Annotated in this window: 17 protein-coding genes; 10 read left to right on the top strand and 7 right to left on the bottom strand. The window is 66.5% G+C overall.

Annotated elements, in window-relative coordinates:
- Window positions 1-156: 156 nt before the first annotated feature.
- The 5 genes from LK540_RS18115 to LK540_RS18095 all read right to left on the bottom strand — a co-directional run bounded on the left by LK540_RS18115 (window position 157) and on the right by LK540_RS18095 (window position 4651).
- On the bottom strand, window positions 157-1497 hold the full coding sequence (locus LK540_RS18115; RefSeq protein ID WP_229438705.1) for a sulfite reductase subunit alpha: 1341 nt from the start codon (window positions 1495-1497) through the stop codon (window positions 157-159).
- Window positions 1494-2516: an FAD:protein FMN transferase gene (locus LK540_RS18110; protein WP_229438704.1), complete on the bottom strand. Its 1023-nt coding sequence runs from the start codon at window positions 2514-2516 to the stop codon at window positions 1494-1496. Before LK540_RS18110 ends, LK540_RS18115 begins: the two co-directional genes overlap by 4 nt.
- A gap of 63 nt (window positions 2517-2579) precedes the next feature.
- Window positions 2580-3407: a DUF4198 domain-containing protein gene (locus LK540_RS18105; protein ID WP_229438703.1), complete on the bottom strand. Its 828-nt coding sequence runs from the start codon at window positions 3405-3407 to the stop codon at window positions 2580-2582.
- Between the two features lie 17 nt (window positions 3408-3424).
- Window positions 3425-3940, bottom strand: coding sequence for a DUF2271 domain-containing protein (locus LK540_RS18100; protein ID WP_229438702.1), 516 nt, complete (start codon window positions 3938-3940; stop codon window positions 3425-3427).
- 45 nt (window positions 3941-3985) lie between these two features.
- Window positions 3986-4651, bottom strand: a complete 666-nt coding sequence (locus LK540_RS18095; protein WP_229438701.1) for a PepSY-associated TM helix domain-containing protein — start codon at window positions 4649-4651, stop codon at window positions 3986-3988.
- A gap of 345 nt (window positions 4652-4996) precedes the next feature.
- Here LK540_RS18095 and LK540_RS18090 point away from each other — a divergent pair, with 345 nt between their 5' ends.
- The 6 genes from LK540_RS18090 (at window position 4997) to LK540_RS18065 (ending at window position 13072) form a co-directional block, all read left to right on the top strand.
- Window positions 4997-7858 carry a 2-oxoglutarate dehydrogenase E1 component gene (locus LK540_RS18090; protein WP_229438700.1) on the top strand — a complete coding sequence of 954 codons (2862 nt, stop codon included), beginning with the start codon at window positions 4997-4999 and terminating at the stop codon, window positions 7856-7858.
- Between the two features lie 79 nt (window positions 7859-7937).
- Entirely contained in the window at window positions 7938-9206 is a 1269-nt protein-coding gene (odhB, locus tag LK540_RS18085) for a 2-oxoglutarate dehydrogenase complex dihydrolipoyllysine-residue succinyltransferase (RefSeq protein WP_229438699.1), read from the top strand.
- A gap of 60 nt (window positions 9207-9266) precedes the next feature.
- Window positions 9267-9626, top strand: coding sequence for a PspC domain-containing protein (locus LK540_RS18080; RefSeq protein ID WP_229438698.1), 360 nt, complete (start codon window positions 9267-9269; stop codon window positions 9624-9626).
- A gap of 14 nt (window positions 9627-9640) precedes the next feature.
- Entirely contained in the window at window positions 9641-11074 is a 1434-nt protein-coding gene (gene lpdA, locus LK540_RS18075; protein ID WP_229438697.1) for a dihydrolipoyl dehydrogenase, read from the top strand.
- 190 nt (window positions 11075-11264) lie between these two features.
- Window positions 11265-12362, top strand: coding sequence for a cell division protein ZapE (zapE, locus tag LK540_RS18070; RefSeq protein ID WP_229438696.1), 1098 nt, complete (start codon window positions 11265-11267; stop codon window positions 12360-12362).
- Window positions 12363-12388: 26 nt separating this feature from the next.
- On the top strand, window positions 12389-13072 hold the full coding sequence (locus tag LK540_RS18065; RefSeq protein ID WP_229438695.1) for a hypothetical protein: 684 nt from the start codon (window positions 12389-12391) through the stop codon (window positions 13070-13072).
- 237 nt (window positions 13073-13309) lie between these two features.
- Here the strand turns inward: LK540_RS18065 and LK540_RS18060 are convergent, their stop codons facing one another.
- A complete protein-coding gene (locus LK540_RS18060) occupies window positions 13310-14074 on the bottom strand; it encodes a PP2C family serine/threonine-protein phosphatase (protein ID WP_229438694.1) in 765 nt (254 codons plus the stop codon).
- Between the two features lie 172 nt (window positions 14075-14246).
- On the opposite strand from LK540_RS18060, the gene LK540_RS18055 reads away from it, so the two are divergent.
- A complete protein-coding gene (locus LK540_RS18055; protein ID WP_056333185.1) occupies window positions 14247-14447 on the top strand; it encodes a YdcH family protein in 201 nt (66 codons plus the stop codon).
- A gap of 27 nt (window positions 14448-14474) precedes the next feature.
- A complete protein-coding gene (locus LK540_RS18050; RefSeq protein ID WP_229438693.1) occupies window positions 14475-16514 on the top strand; it encodes an ATP-dependent DNA helicase in 2040 nt (679 codons plus the stop codon).
- A 51-nt stretch (window positions 16515-16565) separates the two neighbouring features.
- On the opposite strand, the gene LK540_RS18045 is transcribed toward LK540_RS18050, so the two are convergent.
- A complete protein-coding gene (locus tag LK540_RS18045; protein ID WP_229438692.1) occupies window positions 16566-17540 on the bottom strand; it encodes an NADPH:quinone oxidoreductase family protein in 975 nt (324 codons plus the stop codon).
- Between the two features lie 268 nt (window positions 17541-17808).
- On the opposite strand from LK540_RS18045, the gene LK540_RS18040 reads away from it, so the two are divergent.
- Both LK540_RS18040 and LK540_RS18035 read left to right on the top strand, forming a co-directional pair.
- Window positions 17809-18417, top strand: a complete 609-nt coding sequence (locus tag LK540_RS18040) for a toll/interleukin-1 receptor domain-containing protein (RefSeq protein ID WP_229438691.1) — start codon at window positions 17809-17811, stop codon at window positions 18415-18417.
- Between the two features lie 8 nt (window positions 18418-18425).
- A complete protein-coding gene (locus LK540_RS18035) occupies window positions 18426-21278 on the top strand; it encodes a tetratricopeptide repeat protein (protein ID WP_229438690.1) in 2853 nt (950 codons plus the stop codon).
- Window positions 21279-21315: the final 37 nt, after the last annotated feature.

Here is a 21315-nt window from a genome sequence, read left to right as displayed (position 1 = left end):
GCGCACATGGCATTCCACCACGAAGACGAGAACACTACGGTGTGCTGGCAGACCGCAATGCAACCGTATTAATGTGGTACCGCTGCTGATTCATGTGGAATAGCTGTCAAGCGTGGCATTCGCATCGGAGCCGGACCGGGACAGTACGCCAACCTTCTAATATACGTCGCGCCGGTAGCGACCCTCGGCCGCCAGTTCGTCGAGCGTTTCCGTGCCGAGGGCGCTTTCCAGTGCCTCATGCACGCCCGCCGCCATCCCCTGCAGGCTGCCGCAGACATACACAGCCGCGCCGCGCGCGATCCAGGCGCGCAGTTCGTCGCCGCGTTCGGCCAGCACGTGCTGCACGTAGCGCGGGCCGCCTTCGTCGCGCGAGAAGGCGAGGTCCAGGCGCGCCAGTTGTCCGCCATCGCGCCAGCCCAGCAGTTCGTCGCGGCACAGGAAGTCGTGCGCGGCATTGCGCTCGCCGAAGACCAGCCAGTTGTCGGTCATGCCGGCGTCGATCCGCGCCTTCAGGTGGGCGCGCAGGCCGGCCAGGCCGGTGCCGTTGCCGACCAGGATCAGCGGACGCGCCGCGTTCTCGCCCAGGCGGAAGCGCGCATGGGTGCGCACGCGCAGGGCGACCGTGTCGTCAGGCGTGGCATCCAGGCAGAGCCAGCCCGACGCGGCGCCGGCGCTGCCGTCTTCATGGCGCTGCAGGCGCACCAGCAGTTCCAGCTTGCCTTCGCTCGGGATCGAAGCAATCGAATATTCGCGCGGCAGGTCCGGGTCGCGCGGTGCGCACACCTGCACCAGGTCGCCGGCTTCCCAGTCGGGCAGGGCGCCCGCGCGCGGCGCCAGGGCGATGCGGTACAGGGGCGCACCGATGCTGCCCGGGTTCAGCTGCGTGCGCTCCAGGATGCGCCACTGCCCATAGGCCGGCGCTTCCCAGTCCGGCGCGTCGCTGGTGCCGGCCAGGTGGCTGAGCTGGTGCTGCCAGTTGGCGATCGCCTCGCCGTTGGCGCGGTCGACCTCGATGCGCTCGAACAGCGGGGTGGCGCCGCGCGCGCCCAGCCAGGCATCGAGCGCGCGGCCGAAGCCGCAATAATTCGTGTAGCTGCTGTCGCCCAGGGCCAGCACGCCGTAGTGCAATTGCGACAGGTCGGCGTCGCTGCCCATCGTCACGCCGGCAAAACGCGCGGCGGAATCGGGGGCGTCGCCTTCGCCGTAGGTGCTGGCGATGAACAGGGCGCGCGTGGCGCCGGTGAGCGCCGCCGGATCGAGGCTGGAGATGCACACGGCGCGCGCCTGCAGGCCGCCGGTGTTCAGGGTGGCGGCGGTCTGCTGGGCCAGGTATTCGGCATTGCCGGTCTGGCTGGCGTAGACCACCAGCCAGTCGCCTTCTTCGAGCGCAGGAGCGGGCGCGGCTTTCGGGCGGCGCAGCAGGGTGGCGCACAGGCCGCCGTAGGCAGCCAGCAGGGCCAGGGCGCTGCCCCAGCGCATGGGATCGATGGTCATCATTGCAGCATGGCGCGCCAGGCGCTTGTCGTGATTTCTTCCAGGCCCGGGTGGTGAGCGCGGCGCAGCAGCAGGCGCGCGGCCAGGCCGCGTTCCTCGGCAAAGGCGAGGCCGGCCTCGGCGCCGAGCACGGTGATGGTGGTGGAGAGGGCGTCGGCCGCCATGCAGGTGGAAGCGAGTACGGTGCTTGATGCGACGCTGTTGGCGATCGGGTAGCCGCTGCGCGGGTCGAGGGTGTGCGAGGCGCGCTGGACTCCCTGTTGATGCAGGCCGTGTTCGAAATAGCGGCGGTAGTCGCCCGAGGTGGCCACCGCCATGCCGTGCAGGGCGGCCACGGTTTCCACGCTGCTTGCGCCCGGCACGCCTTCCAGTGTCACCCACCAGGGCTGGCCGTCGGGTTTGGTGCCGGCGCCACGCAGTTCGCCGCCGATCTCGACCACGTAATGGCGCACGCCGTGCTGTTCCAGGCAAAACGCCAGGCGGTCGACGGCGTAACCCTTCGCCACCGACGACAGGTCGAGCAGGGCGCCGCCCGGCTGCAGCAGGCGCGCGGCGGCACGGTCGAATTCCGGGTGCAGGCCGGCGCGCTGGGCCAGCACCTCGTGCACGGCGGCTGGCGCCGGCGCATAGAAGCCGGCCTGGTCGTAGCGGCGCTCGGGGCCGAAGCCCCACAGGTTGACCAGGACGCCGGCGAAGGGATCGTAGGCGCCGCCGCTGGCCTCGAACACGCCGAGCGCGTAGTCGAGGACTTCGGCGAAGCGCGGCGGGATGTCGGTCCAGCTGCCGGCCGGGGCGCGGTTGTAGCGGCCCAGCGTGGACTCCGGCAGCCAGTGGCTCATTTCATCCACGATGCCGTCGAGTTCCGCCTGCATCCGCTCGCCCAGCTTGCTGCGCACGCCGGCGGGCAGCATCAGCCGCGCCGACCAGCTTGTGCCCATGGTCGAGCCGCCCGCCTCGAACAGGGTGCTGGCGGCGGGAGGCGGGGTGGGGTCAATGTCGAGGGGAACGAGGACGTGGCGCATTCGTGGCAGGAAAACCGGGCGCGGCGGCGCCCGGTGCAGCATGGTGGATGTACTCTGGCAGGCTTATTCCGGCAGGATTTCGAGCGAACCGGTATAGGCCGAGCGGCGGGTTTCCGGTGCGTCCGATGGCGGCGCGCCCTTGGCCGGCGCCGGCGGATACACGGCATTCACCCAGTACATGTTCGGGGCCGGCAGCTTGATGGTGGCTTCGCCGTTGGCATCGGTGGTGTGGCGCACTTCGCCCAGCACGCCGCGGTAGCGCACGCCGCCCGGCACCATGCTGAAGTCCAGCTTCGGCAGCGGCTTGCCGTCGAGCAGGAAGCGCACGCGCAGGGTTTCGCCGCTGCGCAAATCGTTTGGATTCGAGAGCGGAATCATCTCCAGGCCGGCATTCGTGGGTTTGAGCGCGCCGTCGCTGGTTTTATTCGCCGAGACAAAGGTTTCGATGCGCTGGACGGTGATGGTCTTTTTCACTTCGGTGGCGCCGGCCGGCACCTGCTTGTTGAAGTCGGCCTCGCTGCCGCGGAAGCGCTTCACCTCGTTGCCGACCTTGTAGCTGCCCATCACGTTGGTGCTGACCAGGGCGATGCGGTAGGTGCCGTCCTGCGGCAGCGGGATGTCGACGCTGGTGCGCATCTTGCCCATCACGGCTTCCGGCGCCGGCGCGGTGGTGCCGTCCGGGGCGGTGACGCTCAGGCCGTTCATGCGCAGCGGCATGTGGTCGACGTCGAACAGGCCTTCGGAAACGGCGCCGTCGATGGTTACCCAGGCGTTCTTGCTTTCGACCATGGTCGAGGTGGGCACCATCCAGGGACGGTGGGCGCTGGCGGCGCCGGCGGTGGCGGCCAGGATCAGGGCAAGGACGCCGTGCTTGATCAGGTTGGTTTGCATGTTCGACTCCGTTTTATTTATTTGATTTCGATGGAAACGGCGCCCAGCTCTTCCTTGCCGCTGGCGCTGGCCGCGACCTTGCCTTTTGCCGGCAGGGTGAAGGGCACGCGCACCAGTTCGCGGCCGCCTGCTTCGCGCGCCGCTTCGATGACCAGCTTGTAGTCGCCGGCCGGCAGCTTGTCGATGCCGGTGCGGGCAGGGCCGAAGCTCATGGTGTGGCTGCCGGCGGCGCGGGTGGCGCCGGAGACGCCGTCGATCGGCAAGGTCGCTTCGCGGCCGGCCTTGCGCCACCAGGTGCGCATGTCCTTCACCCACTTCTCGCCGGCATTGTCTTTCTTCTTGACGTCGTACAGCACCGCCAGGGTCGAGGCGACGGACTGGTCGGCGCGCTCGATCCAGATCGCGACATACGGCTTGTGATACTCGGCCACGTTCATTTGCGGCAGTTCGAACTTGACGGACAGGTCGGCGGCCACCGCGCCGCTGGAGATCAGCGGCAGGGACAGGGCGGCGAGCGATGGGGACAGTTTCATGCAGTGCCTTCTTATATAAGTAGGTGAATTAATGAACGCTTTTTATTAATGGACGAACAGCAGCGCGAGGACGATGGGCAAGACGATGCCGAAGCCGATCACGGGCCAGGTCGACGGCCGGTTGGCCGCGTGGTACTTCAGGATCAGGAAACCGGTGATGCAAAAGACGATGCAGGCAATCGCGAAGATGTCGATGAACCAGCTCCACACGGCGCCGGTGTTGCGGCCCTTGTGCATGTCGTTCAGCCACGAGATCCAGCCGCGGTCGGTCTTTTCGTATTCCGCTTTGCCATCGACGCCGATGCGCAGCCAGGCGTCGCCGCCGGGGCGGGGCAGGGCGACGTAGCCGTCTTCCTCGCTCCATTCGGCCGACCTGGCGCGGATGTCGACCGGAAAGGCGCCGTTCGCCCACTCGGCCAGCTTCGCCGGGACCGGCGCCTCGGCGTCGGCATGCTCTTCGGCATAGGCCTGCAGTTCGGGCAGCAGGGCGGCCGGCACCGTGCCGGACAGGCGGGTAACCTGGGGCTTGGATTCGATCTGGGCCGCGTGGTTCAGGGTAAAGCCGGTAATGCTGAACAGGAGCATGGCCATCAGGCAGATGGCCGAGCTGATCCAGTGCCACTGGTGCAGCTGCTTGAGCCAGAGCGCGCGTTTTGCGCCGGGAAGGGCGGCAGGTGCGGTTGCGGTGCGCGGCGGATTCTGGACGGACATGCAAGTTTCCTGTTGAGTGAACGACGCAAATGATAACGATTATCATTTAGCCGGTCAACAAAAAAGCGGGAAGGCCGTGGGAACTCTTGTAGAAGAGTATCGGCGCGGCATATCGGCCCGACATGTCACAAAAAGTAAGAGTGGCGCCTATGCCACCCGGATGTTGCGTTACAATACCTGCCGCTATTGTGCCAAGTCAGCGAAGTTATTTATCTCTGTCGCAACAACAGTCCTTCCCCCACAACTTGATGTCTTGTAAGTGCGATCCGCTAACCGGTCAGGCCGTGCCGCGGAAGGTTAACCCAACCCGCCAAACTCGCGAAGCGCGAAGAAAGGTGAGCAAGAATGATGCAACAATATAACGCCAACTCCTACCTGTTCGGCGGTAATGCGCCGTACGTGGAAGAGTTGTACGAGGCCTACCTGAACAATCCGGGCTCGGTTCCGGACAACTGGCGCGCCTACTTCGACAACATGCAGCACGTGCCTGCCGTCGATGGTAGCAACCGCCCGGACGTGGATCACTCGTCCGTCATCGCCTCGTTCGCGGAACGCGCCAAGCAGGGCCCGATCCGTACCGTCAGCGCCGCCGCCGAAGCCGACCCGGAAATGGGCCGCAAGCGCGTCGCGGTCACCCAGCTGGTCGCCGCTTACCGCTACCTCGGCTCGCGCTGGGCCAACCTGGACCCGCTGCAACGCCAGGAACGTCCGCCGATCCCTGAACTCGACCCATCGTTCTACGGCTTCACCGACGCCGACCTCGACACCAAGTTCAACATCTCGAATACCTATTTCGGCGGCGACCAGGCTTCCCTGCGCGACCTGCTGAACATGCTGCGCGACACCTACTGCCGCTCCATCGGTGCGGAGTTCATGTACGTCAGCGACCCGACCGAAAAGCGCTGGATCCAGGAACGCCTGGAATCGATCCGCTCGACCCCGACCTTCTCGGCCGAAAAGAAACGCCACATCCTCGAACGCCTGACCGCGGCCGAAGGCCTGGAACGCTACCTCCACACCAAGTACGTCGGCGCCAAGCGCTTCTCGCTCGAAGGCGGCGAATCCTTCATCGCCTCGATGGACGAAACCATCCAGCGCGCCGGTGAAAAGGGCATCCAGGAAATCGTCATCGGCATGGCCCACCGCGGCCGCCTGAACGTACTGGTCAATACCCTGGGCAAGGCCCCATCGGAACTGTTCGAGGAATTCGAAGGCAAGCACGCCGACGACCTGCCGTCGGGCGACGTCAAGTACCACCAGGGCTTCTCGAGCGACGTCTCGACCCCGGGCGGCCCGGTCCACCTGTCGCTCGCGTTCAACCCGTCGCACCTCGAGATCGTGAATCCGGTCGTCGAAGGTTCGGTCAAGGCGCGCATGGAACGCCGCGGCGACCGCAAGGGCAAGCAGGTGCTGCCGATCCTGGTGCACGGCGACGCCGCATTCGCCGGCCAGGGCGTGGTCATGGAAACCCTGAACCTGGCGCAGACCCGCGGCTACGGCACGGGCGGCACGGTCCACATCGTCATCAACAACCAGATCGGCTTCACCACCTCCGACCCGCGCGACGCCCGTTCGACGCTGTACTGCTCGGACGTCGTGAAGATGATCGAAGCGCCGGTGCTGCACGTGAACGCCGACGATCCTGAAGCCGTGGTCCTGGCGACGCAAATCGCCCTCGACTACCGCGTCGAGTTCGGCAAGGACGTCGTGGTCGACATCATCTGCTACCGCAAACTGGGCCACAACGAGCAGGACACCCCTGCGCTGACCCAGCCGCTGATGTACAAGAAGATCGCCAAGCACCCGGGCACGCGCAAGCTGTACGCCGAGAAGCTGGCCACGCAAAACACCATCGCCGCCGACGAAGGCGACAAGCTGGTCGCCGCCTTCCGCGACGCGATGGACGCCGGCCGTCACACGGTCGATCCGGTGCTGACCAACTTCAAGAACCAGTACGCCGTCGACTGGGCGCCGTTCCTGAACAAGAAGTGGACCGACGCCGCCGATACCGCCGTGCCGCTGACCGAACTGAAGCGCCTGGCCGAACGCATCACCAAGGTGCCTGAAGGCTTCAAGCCGCACTCGCTGGTCGACAAGGTGCTGGCCGACCGCGCCGCCATGGGCCGCGGCGAAATGAACCTCGACTGGGGCATGGGCGAACACCTGGGCTTTGCATCGCTGCTGGCTTCGGGCTACGCCATCCGCCTGTCGGGCCAGGATGCCGGCCGCGGCACCTTCGTGCACCGCCACGCCGTGCTGCACGACCAGAACCGCGAGCGCTGGGACCAGGGCATCTACCTGCCGCTGGCCAACGTGTCGGACAACCAGGCACAGTTCACGGTCATCGACTCGGTGCTGTCGGAAGAAGCGGTGCTCGGCTTCGAGTACGGCTACTCGACCGCCGAACCGAACACGCTGACCATCTGGGAAGCCCAGTTCGGCGACTTCGTCAACGGCGCCCAGGTGGTCATCGACCAGTTCATCGCTTCGGGCGAAGTGAAGTGGGGCCGCGCCTCGGGCCTGGTCATGATGCTGCCGCACGGCTACGAAGGCCAGGGTCCGGAACACTCGTCGGGCCGTATCGAGCGCTTCCTGCAGCTGTGCGCGGACAACAACATGCAAGTCGTGCAGCCGACCACCGCTGCCCAGATCTTCCACCTGCTGCGCCGCCAGATGGTGCGCCAGTTCCGCAAGCCGCTGGTGATCTTCACGCCGAAGTCGCTGCTGCGTAACAAGGACGCCGGTTCGCCGCTGTCGGACCTGACCAAGGGCGGTTTCCAGACCGTCATCGGCGAGTGCGACGACAAGATCGAAGCCTCGAAGGTCAAGCGCGTGATCGTTTGCTCGGGCAAGGTGTACTACGACCTGGTCAACGCACGCAAGACCCGCGGCGCCGGCGATGTGGCGATTGTCCGCATCGAGCAGATGTACCCGTTCCCGCACAAGTCGTTCAGCGCCGAACTGAAGAAGTTCAGCAACGCCACCGAGATCGTGTGGGCGCAGGACGAACCGCAGAACCAGGGTCCGTGGTTCCAGATCCAGCACAACATCTTCGAAAACATGGACGAAGGTCAGCGCCTGGCCTACGCCGGCCGTCCGGCCTCGGCGGCTCCGGCTGTCGGCTACTCGGACAAACACGTGGCGCAGCAGAAAGAACTGCTGGACACGGCGTTCTCGAAGCTCAAGGGCTTTATCCTGACCAAGTAATCGTCGCTGCCCGGTTGGCCTGCACAGGCTGACCGGGCGTTTTTGCAGATAAATACAGAATAATCAAACGGAGTTTTACATGGCACAAATCGAAGTCAAGGTCCCCCAGTTGTCGGAATCGGTTGCTGAAGCAACCCTGCTGTCGTGGCACAAGAAAGTCGGCGAGCCGGTCTCGCGCGACGAGAACATGATCGACATCGAAACCGACAAGGTGGTCCTGGAACTGCCAGCCCCGGGCGCCGGCGTGATCGTGCAACTGCTGAAGGCCGACGGCGCGACCGTCGTCGCCGGCGAAGTCATCGCCATCATCGACACCGAAGCGTCGGCACAGACCAGCCCGCTGGAAGTGAAGGCGATTCCGTCGGCCGCACCGGGCGCATCGATCCAGGCGCCGGCCGCTGCTCCTGCAGCCGCCAGCACCGGCTCGAAAGGCGACGTCGCCATGCCGGCCGCTGCCAAGATCCTGGCCGACAACAACATGAGCGCATCGGATGCCACCGGCACCGGCCGCGACGGCCGCGTGACCAAGGGCGACGCCCTGAGTGCCGTGGCCAACAAGCCAGCCGCTCCAGCCGCCGCGCCTGCACCAGCCGCCGCCAAGCCAGCCCTGCAGCAAGTATCGGCACCGGCACCTGTCGCCCTGGGTGACCGTCCGGAAGAGCGCGTGCCGATGAGCCGCCTGCGCGCCCGTATCGCCGAGCGCCTGCTGCAGTCGCAATCGACCAACGCGATCCTGACCACCTTCAACGAAGTCAACATGGCGCCGGTGATGGACCTGCGCGCCAAGTACAAGGACAAGTTCGAGAAAGAGCACGGCGTCAAGCTGGGCTTCATGTCCTTCTTCGTCAAGGCCGCCGTTGCCGCACTGAAGAAGTACCCGATCCTGAACGCCTCGGTCGACGGTAACGACATCGTCTACCACGGCTACTTCGACATCGGTATCGCCGTCGGTTCGCCGCGCGGCCTGGTGGTGCCGATCCTGCGCAACGCCGACCAGATGTCGATCGCCGAGATCGAAAAGAAAATCGGTGAGTTCGGCGCCAAGGCCAAGGAAGGCAAGCTGACCCTGGACGACCTGTCCGGCGGCACCTTCTCGATCTCGAACGGCGGCACCTTCGGCTCGATGCTGTCGACCCCGATCATCAACCCGCCGCAGTCGGCTATCCTGGGCGTGCACGCGACCAAGGACCGCGCCGTTGTCGAAAACGGCCAGATCGTCATCCGCCCGATGAACTACCTGGCGATGTCGTACGACCACCGTATCATCGACGGCCGCGAAGCCGTGCTGGGCCTGGTCGCCATGAAGGACGCGCTGGAAGATCCGGCACGCCTGCTGCTCGACCTGTAATTTGAAGGCAAGGGCGCCTCGCACGGGGCGCCTTCTTCCACATCACAGTAGGGAAATGCCATGATCTCCGATGAAATCCGGCGTTTGCACGAACTGCACCAGGCCGGCGCGCTGAGCGACGCCGAATTCGAACAGGCCAAGGCGAAGGTCCTGGCCGGCGAGCGGGTCAACCTGCATAAGGATCGGTCAGGCACCGGGCCGGATTTCCAGGCCGGCTTCAACAGCTTCGAAGCCCAGGTCCGCGCGCTGCGCCGCTCGCGGCGCGACCGCTGGCTGGGTGGGGTGTGCGGCGGCCTGAACGGCGTGCTGGGCCTGGAAACCTGGGTCTGGCGCCTTGTGTTCCTGCTGTTTGCCCTCATCACTTCAGGGTTCGGGGCGCTCGTCTATCTGCTGATGTGGATTTTTGTCCCAGAAGAATAAATAAGGATCTATTCATGAGTAACGAGAATCAATTCGACGTCGTCGTCATCGGCGGCGGTCCTGGCGGCTACATCGCTGCCATCCGCGCAGCCCAGCTGGGCTTTAAGACCGCCTGCATCGATGCATGGAGCAACGCCGCAGGCAAGCCTGCACCAGGCGGCACCTGCACCAACGTCGGCTGCATCCCGTCGAAAGCGCTGCTGCAATCGTCGGAACACTTCGAGCACGCCGGCCACGCTTTCGCCGAGCACGGCATCAACGTCTCGGGCCTGGAACTGAACCTGCCGCAGATGCTCAAGCGTAAGGACACCATCGTCAAGCAGAACAACGACGGCATCCTGTTCCTGTTCAAGAAGAACAAGGTGTCGTTCTTCCACGGCCTGGGTTCGTTCGGCGGCAAGGCCGACGAAGGCTACACCATCAACGTCACTGGCCCGACCACGGCCACCCTGACCGCGAAAAACGTGATCGTCGCCACCGGCTCGAACGCACGCCAGCTGCCAGGCGCGGAATTCGACGAGAAACTGATCCTGTCGAACGAAGGCGCACTGGCGATCGAAGCCGTGCCGGGCAAACTCGGCGTGATCGGCGCCGGCGTCATCGGCCTGGAAATGGGTTCGGTGTGGCGCCGCGTGGGTGCGGACGTCACCGTGCTGGAAGGTCTGCCGACCTTCCTGGGCGCCGTCGACGAGCAGATCGCCAAGGAAGCGCACAAGCTGTTCACCAAGCAGGGCCTGAAGATCAACCTGGGCTGCAAGATCGGTGCGATCACCAAGGGCGAGAACAACGTCAGCGTCGCTTATGCCGACTCGACCGGCGCCGAGCAGACCGCCACCTTCGACCGTCTGATCATCTCGATCGGCCGCGTGCCGAACACGAATGGCCTGAATGGCGAAGCCGTCGGCCTGCAGCTGGACGAGCGTGGCTTCGTGGTCGTCGACGACGAATGCCGCACCAGCCTGCCGGGCGTGTGGGCGGTGGGCGACGTCGTGCGCGGCCCGATGCTGGCGCACAAGGCGGAAGAAGAAGGCGTCGCGGTTGCCGAGCGCATCGCCGGCCAGCACGGCCACGTCAACTTCAACACCATCCCTTGGGTCATCTACACCTCGCCGGAAATCGCGTGGGTCGGCAAGACCGAGCAGCAGCTCAAGGCCGAAGGCGTGGCCTATAAGGCCGGCACCTTCCCGTTCATGGCCAACGGCCGTGCACGCGCGCTGGGCGACACCTCGGGCATGGTGAAATTCCTGGCCGACGCCACCACCGACGAAATCCTGGGCGTGCACATCGTGGGCCCGGTCGCTTCGGAACTGATCTCGGAAGCCGTCGTCGCGATGGAATTCAAGGCCTCGTCGGAAGACATCGCCCGCATCTGCCACGCGCACCCGTCGCTGTCGGAAGCCGTCAAGGAAGCCGCGCTGGCTGTCGACAAGCGTTCGCTGAACTTCTAATCGGGTTATGGTGCCGCGGAACGGGGGGAACGTACTCCTGCCGCCGGCATCGTTCTCTGAACCGTAGGGTGGACGGGTTCCCCGTCCACGCGTTCACCTCTCGTTTGCCGGCCCGCTATCTGGCTTGCGAACGTGTGTCGGACGCGTGGACGGCAGAGCCGTCCACCCTACGTTTTTACGATTGCATTACATGAACGTCCAAGAGTACTACCAGCACGCCCTGACCGAGCGCGGCTTCACCTCCGATCCTGCCCAGCAGGCGGCGGTCGACCGTCTCCAGCAGGCGTACGACGACTGGGTCCAGTACAAGGCCCAGCGGTCGTCCGCTTTCAAACGCCTCATCAACCGTCCCGACGTGCCGAAGGGCGTCTACATGTGGGGCGGGGTAGGGCGCGGCAAGTCCTTCCTGATGGACTCCTTTTATTCGGTGGTGCCGGTAGTGCGCAAGACGCGCCTGCACTTCCACGAATTCATGCGCGCCGTGCACGGCCAATTGGACGAACTGAAAGGCGTCGCCAACCCGCTCGACGAAGTCGCCAAGCGCATCGCCAAGAAATACCGCCTGATCTGCTTCGACGAATTCCACGTCTCCGACATCGCCGACGCGATGATCCTGTACAACCTGCTGTCGGCCCTGTTCGCGAACGGCGTCAGCTTCGTGATGACCTCGAACTACGAGCCGTCCACGCTGTACCCGGACGGACTGCACCGCGACCGCATGCTGCCGACCATCGCGCTGCTGAAGGAGAAGCTCGACATCCTGAACGTCGACGCCGGCAACGACTACCGCAAGCGCGCGCTGGAACAGGTGCAGGCCTACTACACGCCGCTGAACGCCGCCTCCGACCACGCACTGCGCGACGCCTATGCCAAGGTCGCCGACACCGCCGACGAAAGCCCCATCGTCCACATCGAGAACCGCGAGATCCGCGCCCTGCGCCGCGCCGGCGGGGTGATCTGGTTCGACTTCGCCACCCTGTGCGGCGGCCCGCGCTCGCAGAACGATTACCTGGAACTGGCCACGCGCTTCCATACCGTGATTTTGTCGGCGATCCCGAAGATGTCGGCCGGCCAGTCGTCGGAGGCGCGCCGCTTCACCTGGCTGATCGACGTGTTCTACGACCACAAGGTCAAGCTGGTGATGTCGGCCGCGGGCGAGCCGGAAGAGCTCTACACCCAGGGCATGCTGGCAAACGAATTCCACCGCACGGTCTCGCGTATCATTGAGATGCAGTCGCGCGAGTACATGCTCGCCGAACGGCGCGGCGCGGCCGACGCCATCGCCTGACCACACAGAACACCATCGGGAACAAGATGACAAACAAAGCACAGTCCATGTTGCGCAGCGCCGCCGCCACCCTGGTCCTGGCCCTGCTGGCCGCCTGCGCCAGCGAGCGCCAGGCCCCGCCGCCGGCGCCATCCTCGCCAACCACCTCGGTGGCCCAGGCCGACGAGCGCCTGGCCGCGGTGGCCGCCGAACGCACCGCCATCGCCGCCAACTACGCCGCGCGCGAAGCCGTCTGCTACGACAAATTCTTCGTGAACAACTGCCTCGACGAAGCCAAGGAACGCCGCCGCAGCGCCGAGGCCGTGCAGCGCGCGATCGAGATCGACGCCGAGCATTTCAAGCGCAAGTTCAAGGTCGAGCAACGCGACCGCCAGATGGCCGAAGCCGAGGCCCGCTACCGGGAAGAAGAAGCGCGCGCCGCCACCCAGCCGCCGGCCGCGCCGAAGGTGCCGACCGCCGCGCCGCCGCCGCGTCCGTCACCGGTCGCCGGCCGCATGGCGCGCCATGACCAGAAAGCCCAGGAAGACGCCGCGAAGGAAGCAGCCGATGCACCGAAGCGCGCCGCGAACGCCGCCGCCTATGAAGAACGGCGCCGCAAGTCCGAGGAACGCCAGCGCCTGGTCGCCCAGCGCAAGGCCGAGCGCGAAGCCAAGCGTGTGAAGGCAGAGCAGGAGAAGGCGGCGGGGCAGCAGCCGGCGCCCGCTCAATAAATCACGGCGTCGCCGTTCGTAGGGTGGGCACTCGTGCCCACCGGCTTTTTTCGTGCGTGTCTGGAGCCGGCCATGTCACCTGTAACGCCGTCCTTGGTAGGGTGGACACCTGTGTCCACCGGCCTTTTTTCGTGCCTATCCCGACCCGGTCGTGTCCGGAACGAGCGCTAACGCAATGCCGTTGGTGACGCTAACACCATGCCGGCTTCCGCGTGGGCACGGGGTGCCCACCCTACGTTATTGCTCTCCGTTCGGCGCTACCAATTTGATAATCGCCATCGAGCAATTGCCCCATTTGCCCTGCGAGCGCTCGGCCGCCTTGTTGATCAGCCGTTCCGACGCTTCGCGCGGCGTCGCCCGCACGATGGCGGCGCCTAGCTCGGCATCCGTGAAGAAATGCCACAAGCCATCCGTACACAGCAAGAACTGATCCCCGGCCGCCGCCCCGGTATGCATGCCAACGGTCACGAACGGCTCCTTGCGGCTGTTCCCCAGCACGTTCAGCAACAGCTTCGAGCGCCGGTGGTTGCGCGCCGATTCCAGCGGCAGCCGGTCGGCCACGAGGTGCTCGATATACGCCGCATCGCCGGTGCGCAGCACGCACTGCCCATCCTCGAAGCGGTACAGGCGCGAATCGCCCACGTGCGCCCACACCGCCTCGCCGTGCGGCGACAGCAGCAGCCCGACGAAGCTGGCATGCGCCTCCTCGCCGGTGGTGACCGCATTCATCTTGATCACCATGTGGGTCTCGTGCACGATGTCGCGCAGCAGCTGGGCCAGGCGTTCCGGATTCGGACCCTCGGCGGGCTTGAAATTGTCGAACACCTGGCGCGCCGTATGCAGTACTTGCTCGGCCCCGCCGACGCCGTTGATGCCGTCGGCCAGCACCGCCAGTGCATAGCCGGGCGCGCGGGCGCCGGTCAGGATGGCGACCCGGTCGTTCTGCCGCGGACGGTTCCCGATGTGTTGCGCAGTTCCCGCTTCAATCTTGAAGAGATTCATAAACTTTGATGCTTTCCGTGGCTGGACGGCCAATCTTTGTTGGCGGCAACGTCGCTGTAGATTAAACTATGCACCGAGAAGCCTCCGTGTTGCAAGCTTCATCCGGTGCAACGCCAGCCCGCAGTCCCGCCGCCATCCCGCCTTGTTGAAAAACCTGTTTGGAACCGCCATCATGACCGATGTCCAAGACATCCAGCGCCGCATTATCGAACTCGACGTGGAACACCGTGACCTCGACGCGGTCATCGCGATGCTGACAGCGGATGGTCACGCGGACCAGTTACAATTGCGCCGCCTCAAAAAGCGTAAACTGCAGCTGAAAGACCATATCACCTTGCTGAAAATGCAACTCGTGCCGGATGTGCCGGCCTGAGGCCAACACCTCCCTGAAACGCCTATTTTGACCGATCACCTCCCTGTGCCCGGCGTTGCCGAGTCCGTTGCGCCGCCGTCTTCCGACGCTGCCGACGCGACCGCTCCAGCCGGCAAATACGACGAAGAAATCGACCGCCTGTTCGGCGTCGGCGGCCCGCTCGCGCCCGCCGTCGGCACCTTCAAGCCGCGCCAGTCGCAAACCGAAATGGCGAAAGCCATCGCCGCCGCCATCGACGGCCAGCAAGTGCTCATGGCCGAGGCCGGCACCGGCACCGGCAAGACCTTCGCCTACCTCGTGCCCGCGCTGCTGTGGGGCGGCAAGACCATCGTCTCGACCGGGACCAAGAACTTGCAGGACCAATTGTTCCTGCGCGATATCCCGACCATCCGCAAGGCCCTGAAGGCGCCGGTGTCGGTGGCGCTGCTGAAAGGCCGCTCGAACTACCTTTGCCATTTCCACCTGGAGCGCACGCTGCAGAACGGGCGCCTGACCTCGCGCGACGACGTCGGCCACCTGCGCGAAATCTCGCGCTTCATCAAGATGAGCAGTTCCGGCGACAAGGCGGAACTGGCCAAGGTGCCGGAAAACGCCTCGGTCTGGAACCTGGTCACGTCCACGCGCGACACTTGCATGGGCGCCGAGTGCCAGTACTACCAGGACTGCTTCGTGATGAAGGCACGCCGCGAAGCCCAGCAGGCCGACGTGGTCGTGGTCAACCACCACCTGTTCTTTGCCGACGTCGCCCTGAAAGACACCGGCGTGGCCGAACTGCTGCCGTCGGCCAACACCATCATCTTCGACGAAGCGCACCAGCTGCCCGATACCGCGACCCTGTTCTTCGGCCAGTCGGTCTCGACCTCGCAGGTGCTGGAACTGTGCCGCGACGTGCTGGCCGAAGGCCTGGCGCATGCGCGCGGTCCGGACTGGGCGAAGATCGTGACCGTGGTCGAAAAGGCCGCGCGCGACTTGCGCCTGACTTTCCCGGAGGGCAGCACCCGTTTGTCGCTGCCCCAGGTGTTGCCGACCTCCGCCTTCTTCCCGGCGCTGGTCAAGCTCAAGGAAGAACTCGACGGCCTGATCGACGTGTTAGAGGAGCAGGCCGAACGCGCCGAAACCCTGGAAGCCTGCCGTGTGCGCGCGGTCGAGCTGAAAGCCGCCTACGATGCCTGGAAGGCAGACCCGAAGGCCAAGGGCGCTGAGGCCGAACAGGCCGTGCTCTGGGTCGAGGCTTTCAATTCTTCCCTGCAGCTGCACAAGACGCCGCTGTCGATCGCGCCGATCTTCCAGAACCAGCGCGAGGGCAATCCGCGCAGCTGGATCTTCACCTCGGCCACGCTGGCGGTGAAGAACGACTTCAAGCATTTCTCCGACCAGATGGGCCTGACCGGCGAGCCGGCGCGCACCTGGCCGAGCCCGTTCAACTACGGCGAGCAGGGCGTGCTGTATGTGCCGACCGGCTTGCCGGAACCGAATTCGATGGGCTACACCGATGCCGTGGTCGACCACGCACTGCCGGTCATCGAGGCGGCCGGCGGGCGCACCTTCTTCCTGTGCACCACGATTCGCGCCGTGAACCGCGTGGCCGAGCGCCTGCGCACCGAATTCGCCGAGCGCGGGCTGGACTTCCCGCTGTTCGTGCAAGGCGAGCGCGGGCGCACCGAGCTGCTCGATTCCTTCCGCAATGCCGGGAATGCGGTGCTGGTCGGCAGCCAGAGTTTCTGGGAAGGCGTGGACGTGCGCGGCGAGGCGCTGTCGCTGGTGATCATCGACAAGCTGCCGTTTGCTCCGCCCGACGATCCGGTGCTGGCGGCGCGCATCGAGGTAATGGAAAAGCAGGGGCTGAACGGCTTCATGCACCACCAGTTGCCGGAAGCGATCATCACGCTCAAGCAGGGCGCAGGGCGTTTGATCCGCGACGTCGAGGACCGCGGGGTGTTGATGATCTGCGACCCGCGTTTGATCAGCAAGCCGTATGGACGACGCATCTGGCAGAGCCTGCCGCCGTTCAAGCGTACGCGCGTGCAAGAAGACGTGATCAAGTTCTTCAAGCCGGACGCGGAATGATTGTCGTAGGGTGGATGGCATAACCGTCCACCCTACGCGCATTGACACCGATTACGGCACGATCACGACCTTGCCGGTCACCTTCCGATCGGCCATGTCGTTCAGGGCCTGCGCCGTCTCTGCCAGCGCATAGCGCTGCGACACCAGCGGCTTGAGTTTTCCTTCGGCCATCCAGCCCAGCATCTCGCGCATCGCGGCCACGTTCGCCTTCGGCTCGCGCTTTGCAAACTCGCCCCAGAACACGCCGACCACGGACGCGCCCTTCAGCAGCATCAGGTTCCACGGCAGCTTTGGAATCTCGCCCGCCGCAAAGCCGATCACCAGGTGCCGGCCGCGCCAGGCGATCGAACGCAGCGCCGGTTCGGTGTACGGCCCACCGACTGGATCGTAGATCACGTCGGGACCCTTGCCGCCGGTTGCCGCCTTCAGCGCCTCGCGCAGGTCTTCTTTCGAATAATCGATCAGCACGTCCGCGCCATGCGCGCGGCAGACCTCCAGCTTTTCCGCACTCGATGCCGCCGCGATCACGCGTGCACCCAGCGCTTTGCCGATCTCGATGGCCGCCAGGCCGACGCCGCCGGCCGCGCCCAGCACCAGCATGGTCTCGCCGGCCTTCAGCTGCGCGCGGTCGACCACCGCGTGGTGCGATGTGCCGTAGGTGAGGGTGATCGCCGCGGCGATGTCGAAGTCCATGTCGGGAGGCATCGGCATCAAGACGTCGGCCGGGGCGCGCACCTGTTCGGCAAAGGCGCCGCTGCGCGCAAAGCCGATCACCCGGTCGCCGGCCTTGAAGTGGCTCACGCCTTCGCCCACCGCGCGCACGGTGCCGGCGAACTCGTTGCCCGGCGTGAACGGCAGTTCGGGACGGTACTGGTACTTGCCCTGCACGGTCAGCACGTCGGGGAAGTTGACCCCGGCCGCGCGCACCTCGACCACGACTTCGCCGGCTTGCGGCACGAGGTCGGGCAGGTCCTGCAGTTCCAGGCTGTCGGGCGGGCCCCAGTCCTTGCATACGATCGCTTTCATTGCATCTCCTGTTGTTGTGTTAATGGTCGCGAATCTCTTCGATTATGCCTCAGAGCGCCTGACAAAACCTCCATGGCTGCGTTGCACTGTCTCGCCGTACGTTCGTACTGTCTTCGACAGTGCGCCTTGCCCTGAAGGTTTTGTCAGGCGCTCTCACCTTGCTTGCAAGGCTCCGGGCGGTTTGTTCGCACGCAAAGTGACGAGGGTGTGCGGCGCTAGAGTGGTGGATGCGCGTGCGCGCCGCGGGCGTATTGAACAGGGGAATCGAATGGCAATCCGGTACGGCTGCTTCTTCAGTTACGCCCATGGGCGCCATGGCTTGATGCAACATTTCAAGGCCGCGCTGGTCGACGCGCTGCAATGCTATCTCGAACCGTATTTCGACAACGAAGAAGAACTCTTCGTCGACACCGAACAGCTCGGCGGCGGCGACGACCTCGACGGCAGGATCGCCCGCGCCATGTGCGAAAGCGTCTGCATGATCCTCATCTACACGCCCAAGTACGAGGCGCATGCCTACACGCGCCGCGAATACGCGGCCATGCGCCTCATCGAGGCCGAGCGCAGCACTTGGTACACGCTGCCGAGCCACCTGATCATCCCGGTCATCATGACCCAGCACCCCGACCGGCTGCCGCCGCAGATCGCGTCGTCCAGCTTCTACGTCGACTTCTCGCATTTCACCATGGCCACCGCCGACCTGAAATCGAATCCCGATTTCCTCCCCGACATCAACAAGATGGTCAAGCGCATCGCCACCCATTACCAGTACCAGAAGCGCCATTCGCCGCCTGGTCATGATTGCAACCAATTCGTGCTCCCCGATGTCCCACCCGAGTGGCGCGCCATCCCGGATCTCACTTTCCCGAAAAAATGAGGAGCTACATGGAAATCAACCGCCTGACGCTGCCGCCGATTCCCAGGCCCGGCGAAGTCACCACCTTCTACTCCTTCGAGCATGGCGCCGCGCGCAGCGCCGCGCTGGCGCATGCCGCCGTCCAGCTGGCGGCCAGGCAGAACGCCACGGTGCCGGTGCTGATGATCGACTGGGATACCGAGGCGCCCGGCCTGCACCATTATTTCCCGGCGTGCGACGAGCGCTTCGCCGATCCGCGGCCCGAGGTCCGGCCCGGCACGCGGCTCGATACGCCCCCCGGCGCGCGCAGCGACCTGCGCCCCGGCATGGGTCCCGGCTCCCGGCCCGACGTGGCCCGGCCCGGCCCGATGCGACTCGACGCGGCGCGGCCTGACATGGCCCGTTCTGGCGCGGCGCGGCCTGACACGGCCCGGCCAGGCCTCCTCGAGTACTTCGAGGCCTGCCGCGAACAGCTGCAGTCGCTGGGCCGCGCCGGCGCCGACCTCGACCACGAGGAGCGCGCGCGCCTGGTGCTCGAGGCGATCGACTGGGAAGCCTACGTCGAACGGGTCGACCAGGGCCGCTCGCTGTACCTGATGCGCGCCGGCCGCTTCGATGACAGCTACGGCGAGCGCGCCGACCGCATGGACTGGGACGGCCTGTTCGCCGCCTGCCCGGCGCTGTACCGCGCCTTTGCCGCCCACCTGGCGCGCCACTTCCGCCACGTGCTGGTCGATGCGCGCGGCGGGCGCTCGGCCGCGGTCAGCGTCTGCACCACGCTGCTGCCGGGGCGCCTGGTCGGGCTGTTCACGCCGGGCGGGCGCAGCCTCGAGGGCCTGGCCGGCGTGGTGACGCGCGCCGTCGAGTACCGCTGCAGCCACGAGGACGAGCAGCGCCCGCTGCTGGTCTACCCGCTACCCTGCATCCCCGAAGGCGCCGACGCCGAGCGGCGCGCCCTGTGGCGGCGTGGCGACCCGCAGCGCGGCATCGGGGGCTACCAGCCGGCGCTCGAACAACTGCTGCGCAGCTGCTACGGCCTGTCCCAGCTCTCGCTCGACAGCTACCTCGACGAAGTGCCGCTGCTGGCCTCGGTGGCCGCGGCGGCTTCGATGGCGCCCAGCGCGCCGGGCGAACCCTTCGCCGCGGGCGCCGTGCGCGATGCCGATTGCCATGCGCCGACGCGCAGCGTGGCGGCTTTGCTGGGCTGGCTGGAGGGGGGGCATTTCCCCTGGCAGTCGCGCGCCGAGCTGGCGCTGCTCGATGCCATCGGCGCCAGCCGCAGGGCGCTGGCCGCCGGCGGGCAGGGCGCCGGCCTGCTGGGCCCGGGCGCCCCCGACCCGAACGCGGCGCCGCTGGCGCGCGACCTGCTGGGTCTGGGCGAGCTGCAGCGTGCGCAGGGGCGGATGGCCCAGGCCCAGGAATGCTTCGAAGAGAGCACCGCGCTGCGCCAGCGCCTGTTCGGCGACATCCACCCCGACACCCGCGCCAGCCGCTCGGCGCTGGCGTCGCTGCTGCGCGAGACGGGCCGCCTGCGCGACGCCCGCTCGCAGTACGAACTGCTGCTCGAACATTGCGTGCTCGGCGCCGGCGAAGAGCATGCCGAGACCCTGGCCGCGCGCTCCGGCCTGGCCGCCACCCTGGCCCAGGTCGAGGAATTCCCGCGCGCGCTGGCGCTGCACGCATCCGTGGTCGAGGCCTGCGAGCGGCTCTACGGCCCGGGCCACATCGCCACCCTCGACGCCCTGGCCGGGCAGGCGCGCACCCTGGCGCGCCAGGGAGAATATTCGCGCGCGCGCATGGTCTACGAGCGCGTGCTGGAAGGGCGCCAGCGCATCCTCGGCACCGAGCACGAGGACACGCTGCGCTGTACCCAGCAGCTGGCAACGCTGCTGCGCGACATGGGCGACCTCGGCAATGCGCGCAAGTTGCAGGAAGGCGTGGTGCGCGTGCGCGAGCGCCAGGCCGGGCTTGACGCCGCCGCCACCCTGCAGGCGCGCGAGGCGCTGGCCGAGATCTTCGCCGCCCAGGGCGACCTGGGTGCGGTGCGCGAGATGCAGCAGGCCCTCGCCACGGCGCGCGAGCGCCGGCTCGGCTCCGAGCATCCCGACACCCTGAGCATCCTGCTGCGCCTGGCCTCGACGCTGTCGGAGCAGGGTGAGCTGGAGGAAGCGCGGCGCCTGCAGCAGCACGTGGTGAACCTGCACGAGCGCCTGCACGGCAGCGACGACCACGAAACCCTGCGCAGCAAGCAGATGCTGGCCAGGACCCTGTCGAGCCAGGGCGACAGCCAGGCGGCGCGTCGCCTTGAGGCCAGCGTGGAAGAGGGCAGCAGCCGTTTGCTGAACATCCGCGCCATGTCGGCCGGGCCGCACGATGCCGCCGGCCCGGGATTCGGCGCCGGTCCTGGCGCCGGCGCCGCGCGCAGCGTGCGCGATCCGGGCGCCGCCGGCCCGGGCGGCTATGGTGCGGCGCGCGCGGGCGGGCTGGCCGCGCCCGGCAACGGCGCCGTGGCGCGCGCCGCGCTCGCACACGCCGGCCTTGCGCACGAAGGAGGGCGCGACGGCACGCGCGCCGGCGCCGGCGGGCACGAGGCCGCGCAGGCGCCGCACGAACCCCTCGACCACACCTTGTCGCAATTGCAAAGGCTGGCCGACACGCGCCGCGGACGCGAAGCCCGCGCCCTGGCCGACAGCCTGCGCGAAACGATCCTGCGGCCCGGCGTGGCGCAGGCGCTGCGGCGGCGCGGGGTGGCCCTGATCAAGCAGGTCTACCTCGAGGACGGCGACAAGGATGCCCTGCTCGCGTTTACCGAAGACGAGGTGGCGTCGCTCGAAGGGGCCCTGATCGAGGCGGCGGGCGGGCGCTCGATGGCTTTGCGCTAGTGTTTCCCGCTTGATGTTGCCGGATTTGCAATGGGTG

It is taken from the genome of Massilia sp. IC2-278, assembly GCF_020708045.1.
GTDB lineage: Bacteria > Pseudomonadota > Gammaproteobacteria > Burkholderiales > Burkholderiaceae_D > Telluria.
Note: the sequence above shows the minus strand (reverse complement) of the source record. Positions and strands in the feature narration are given on the sequence as shown.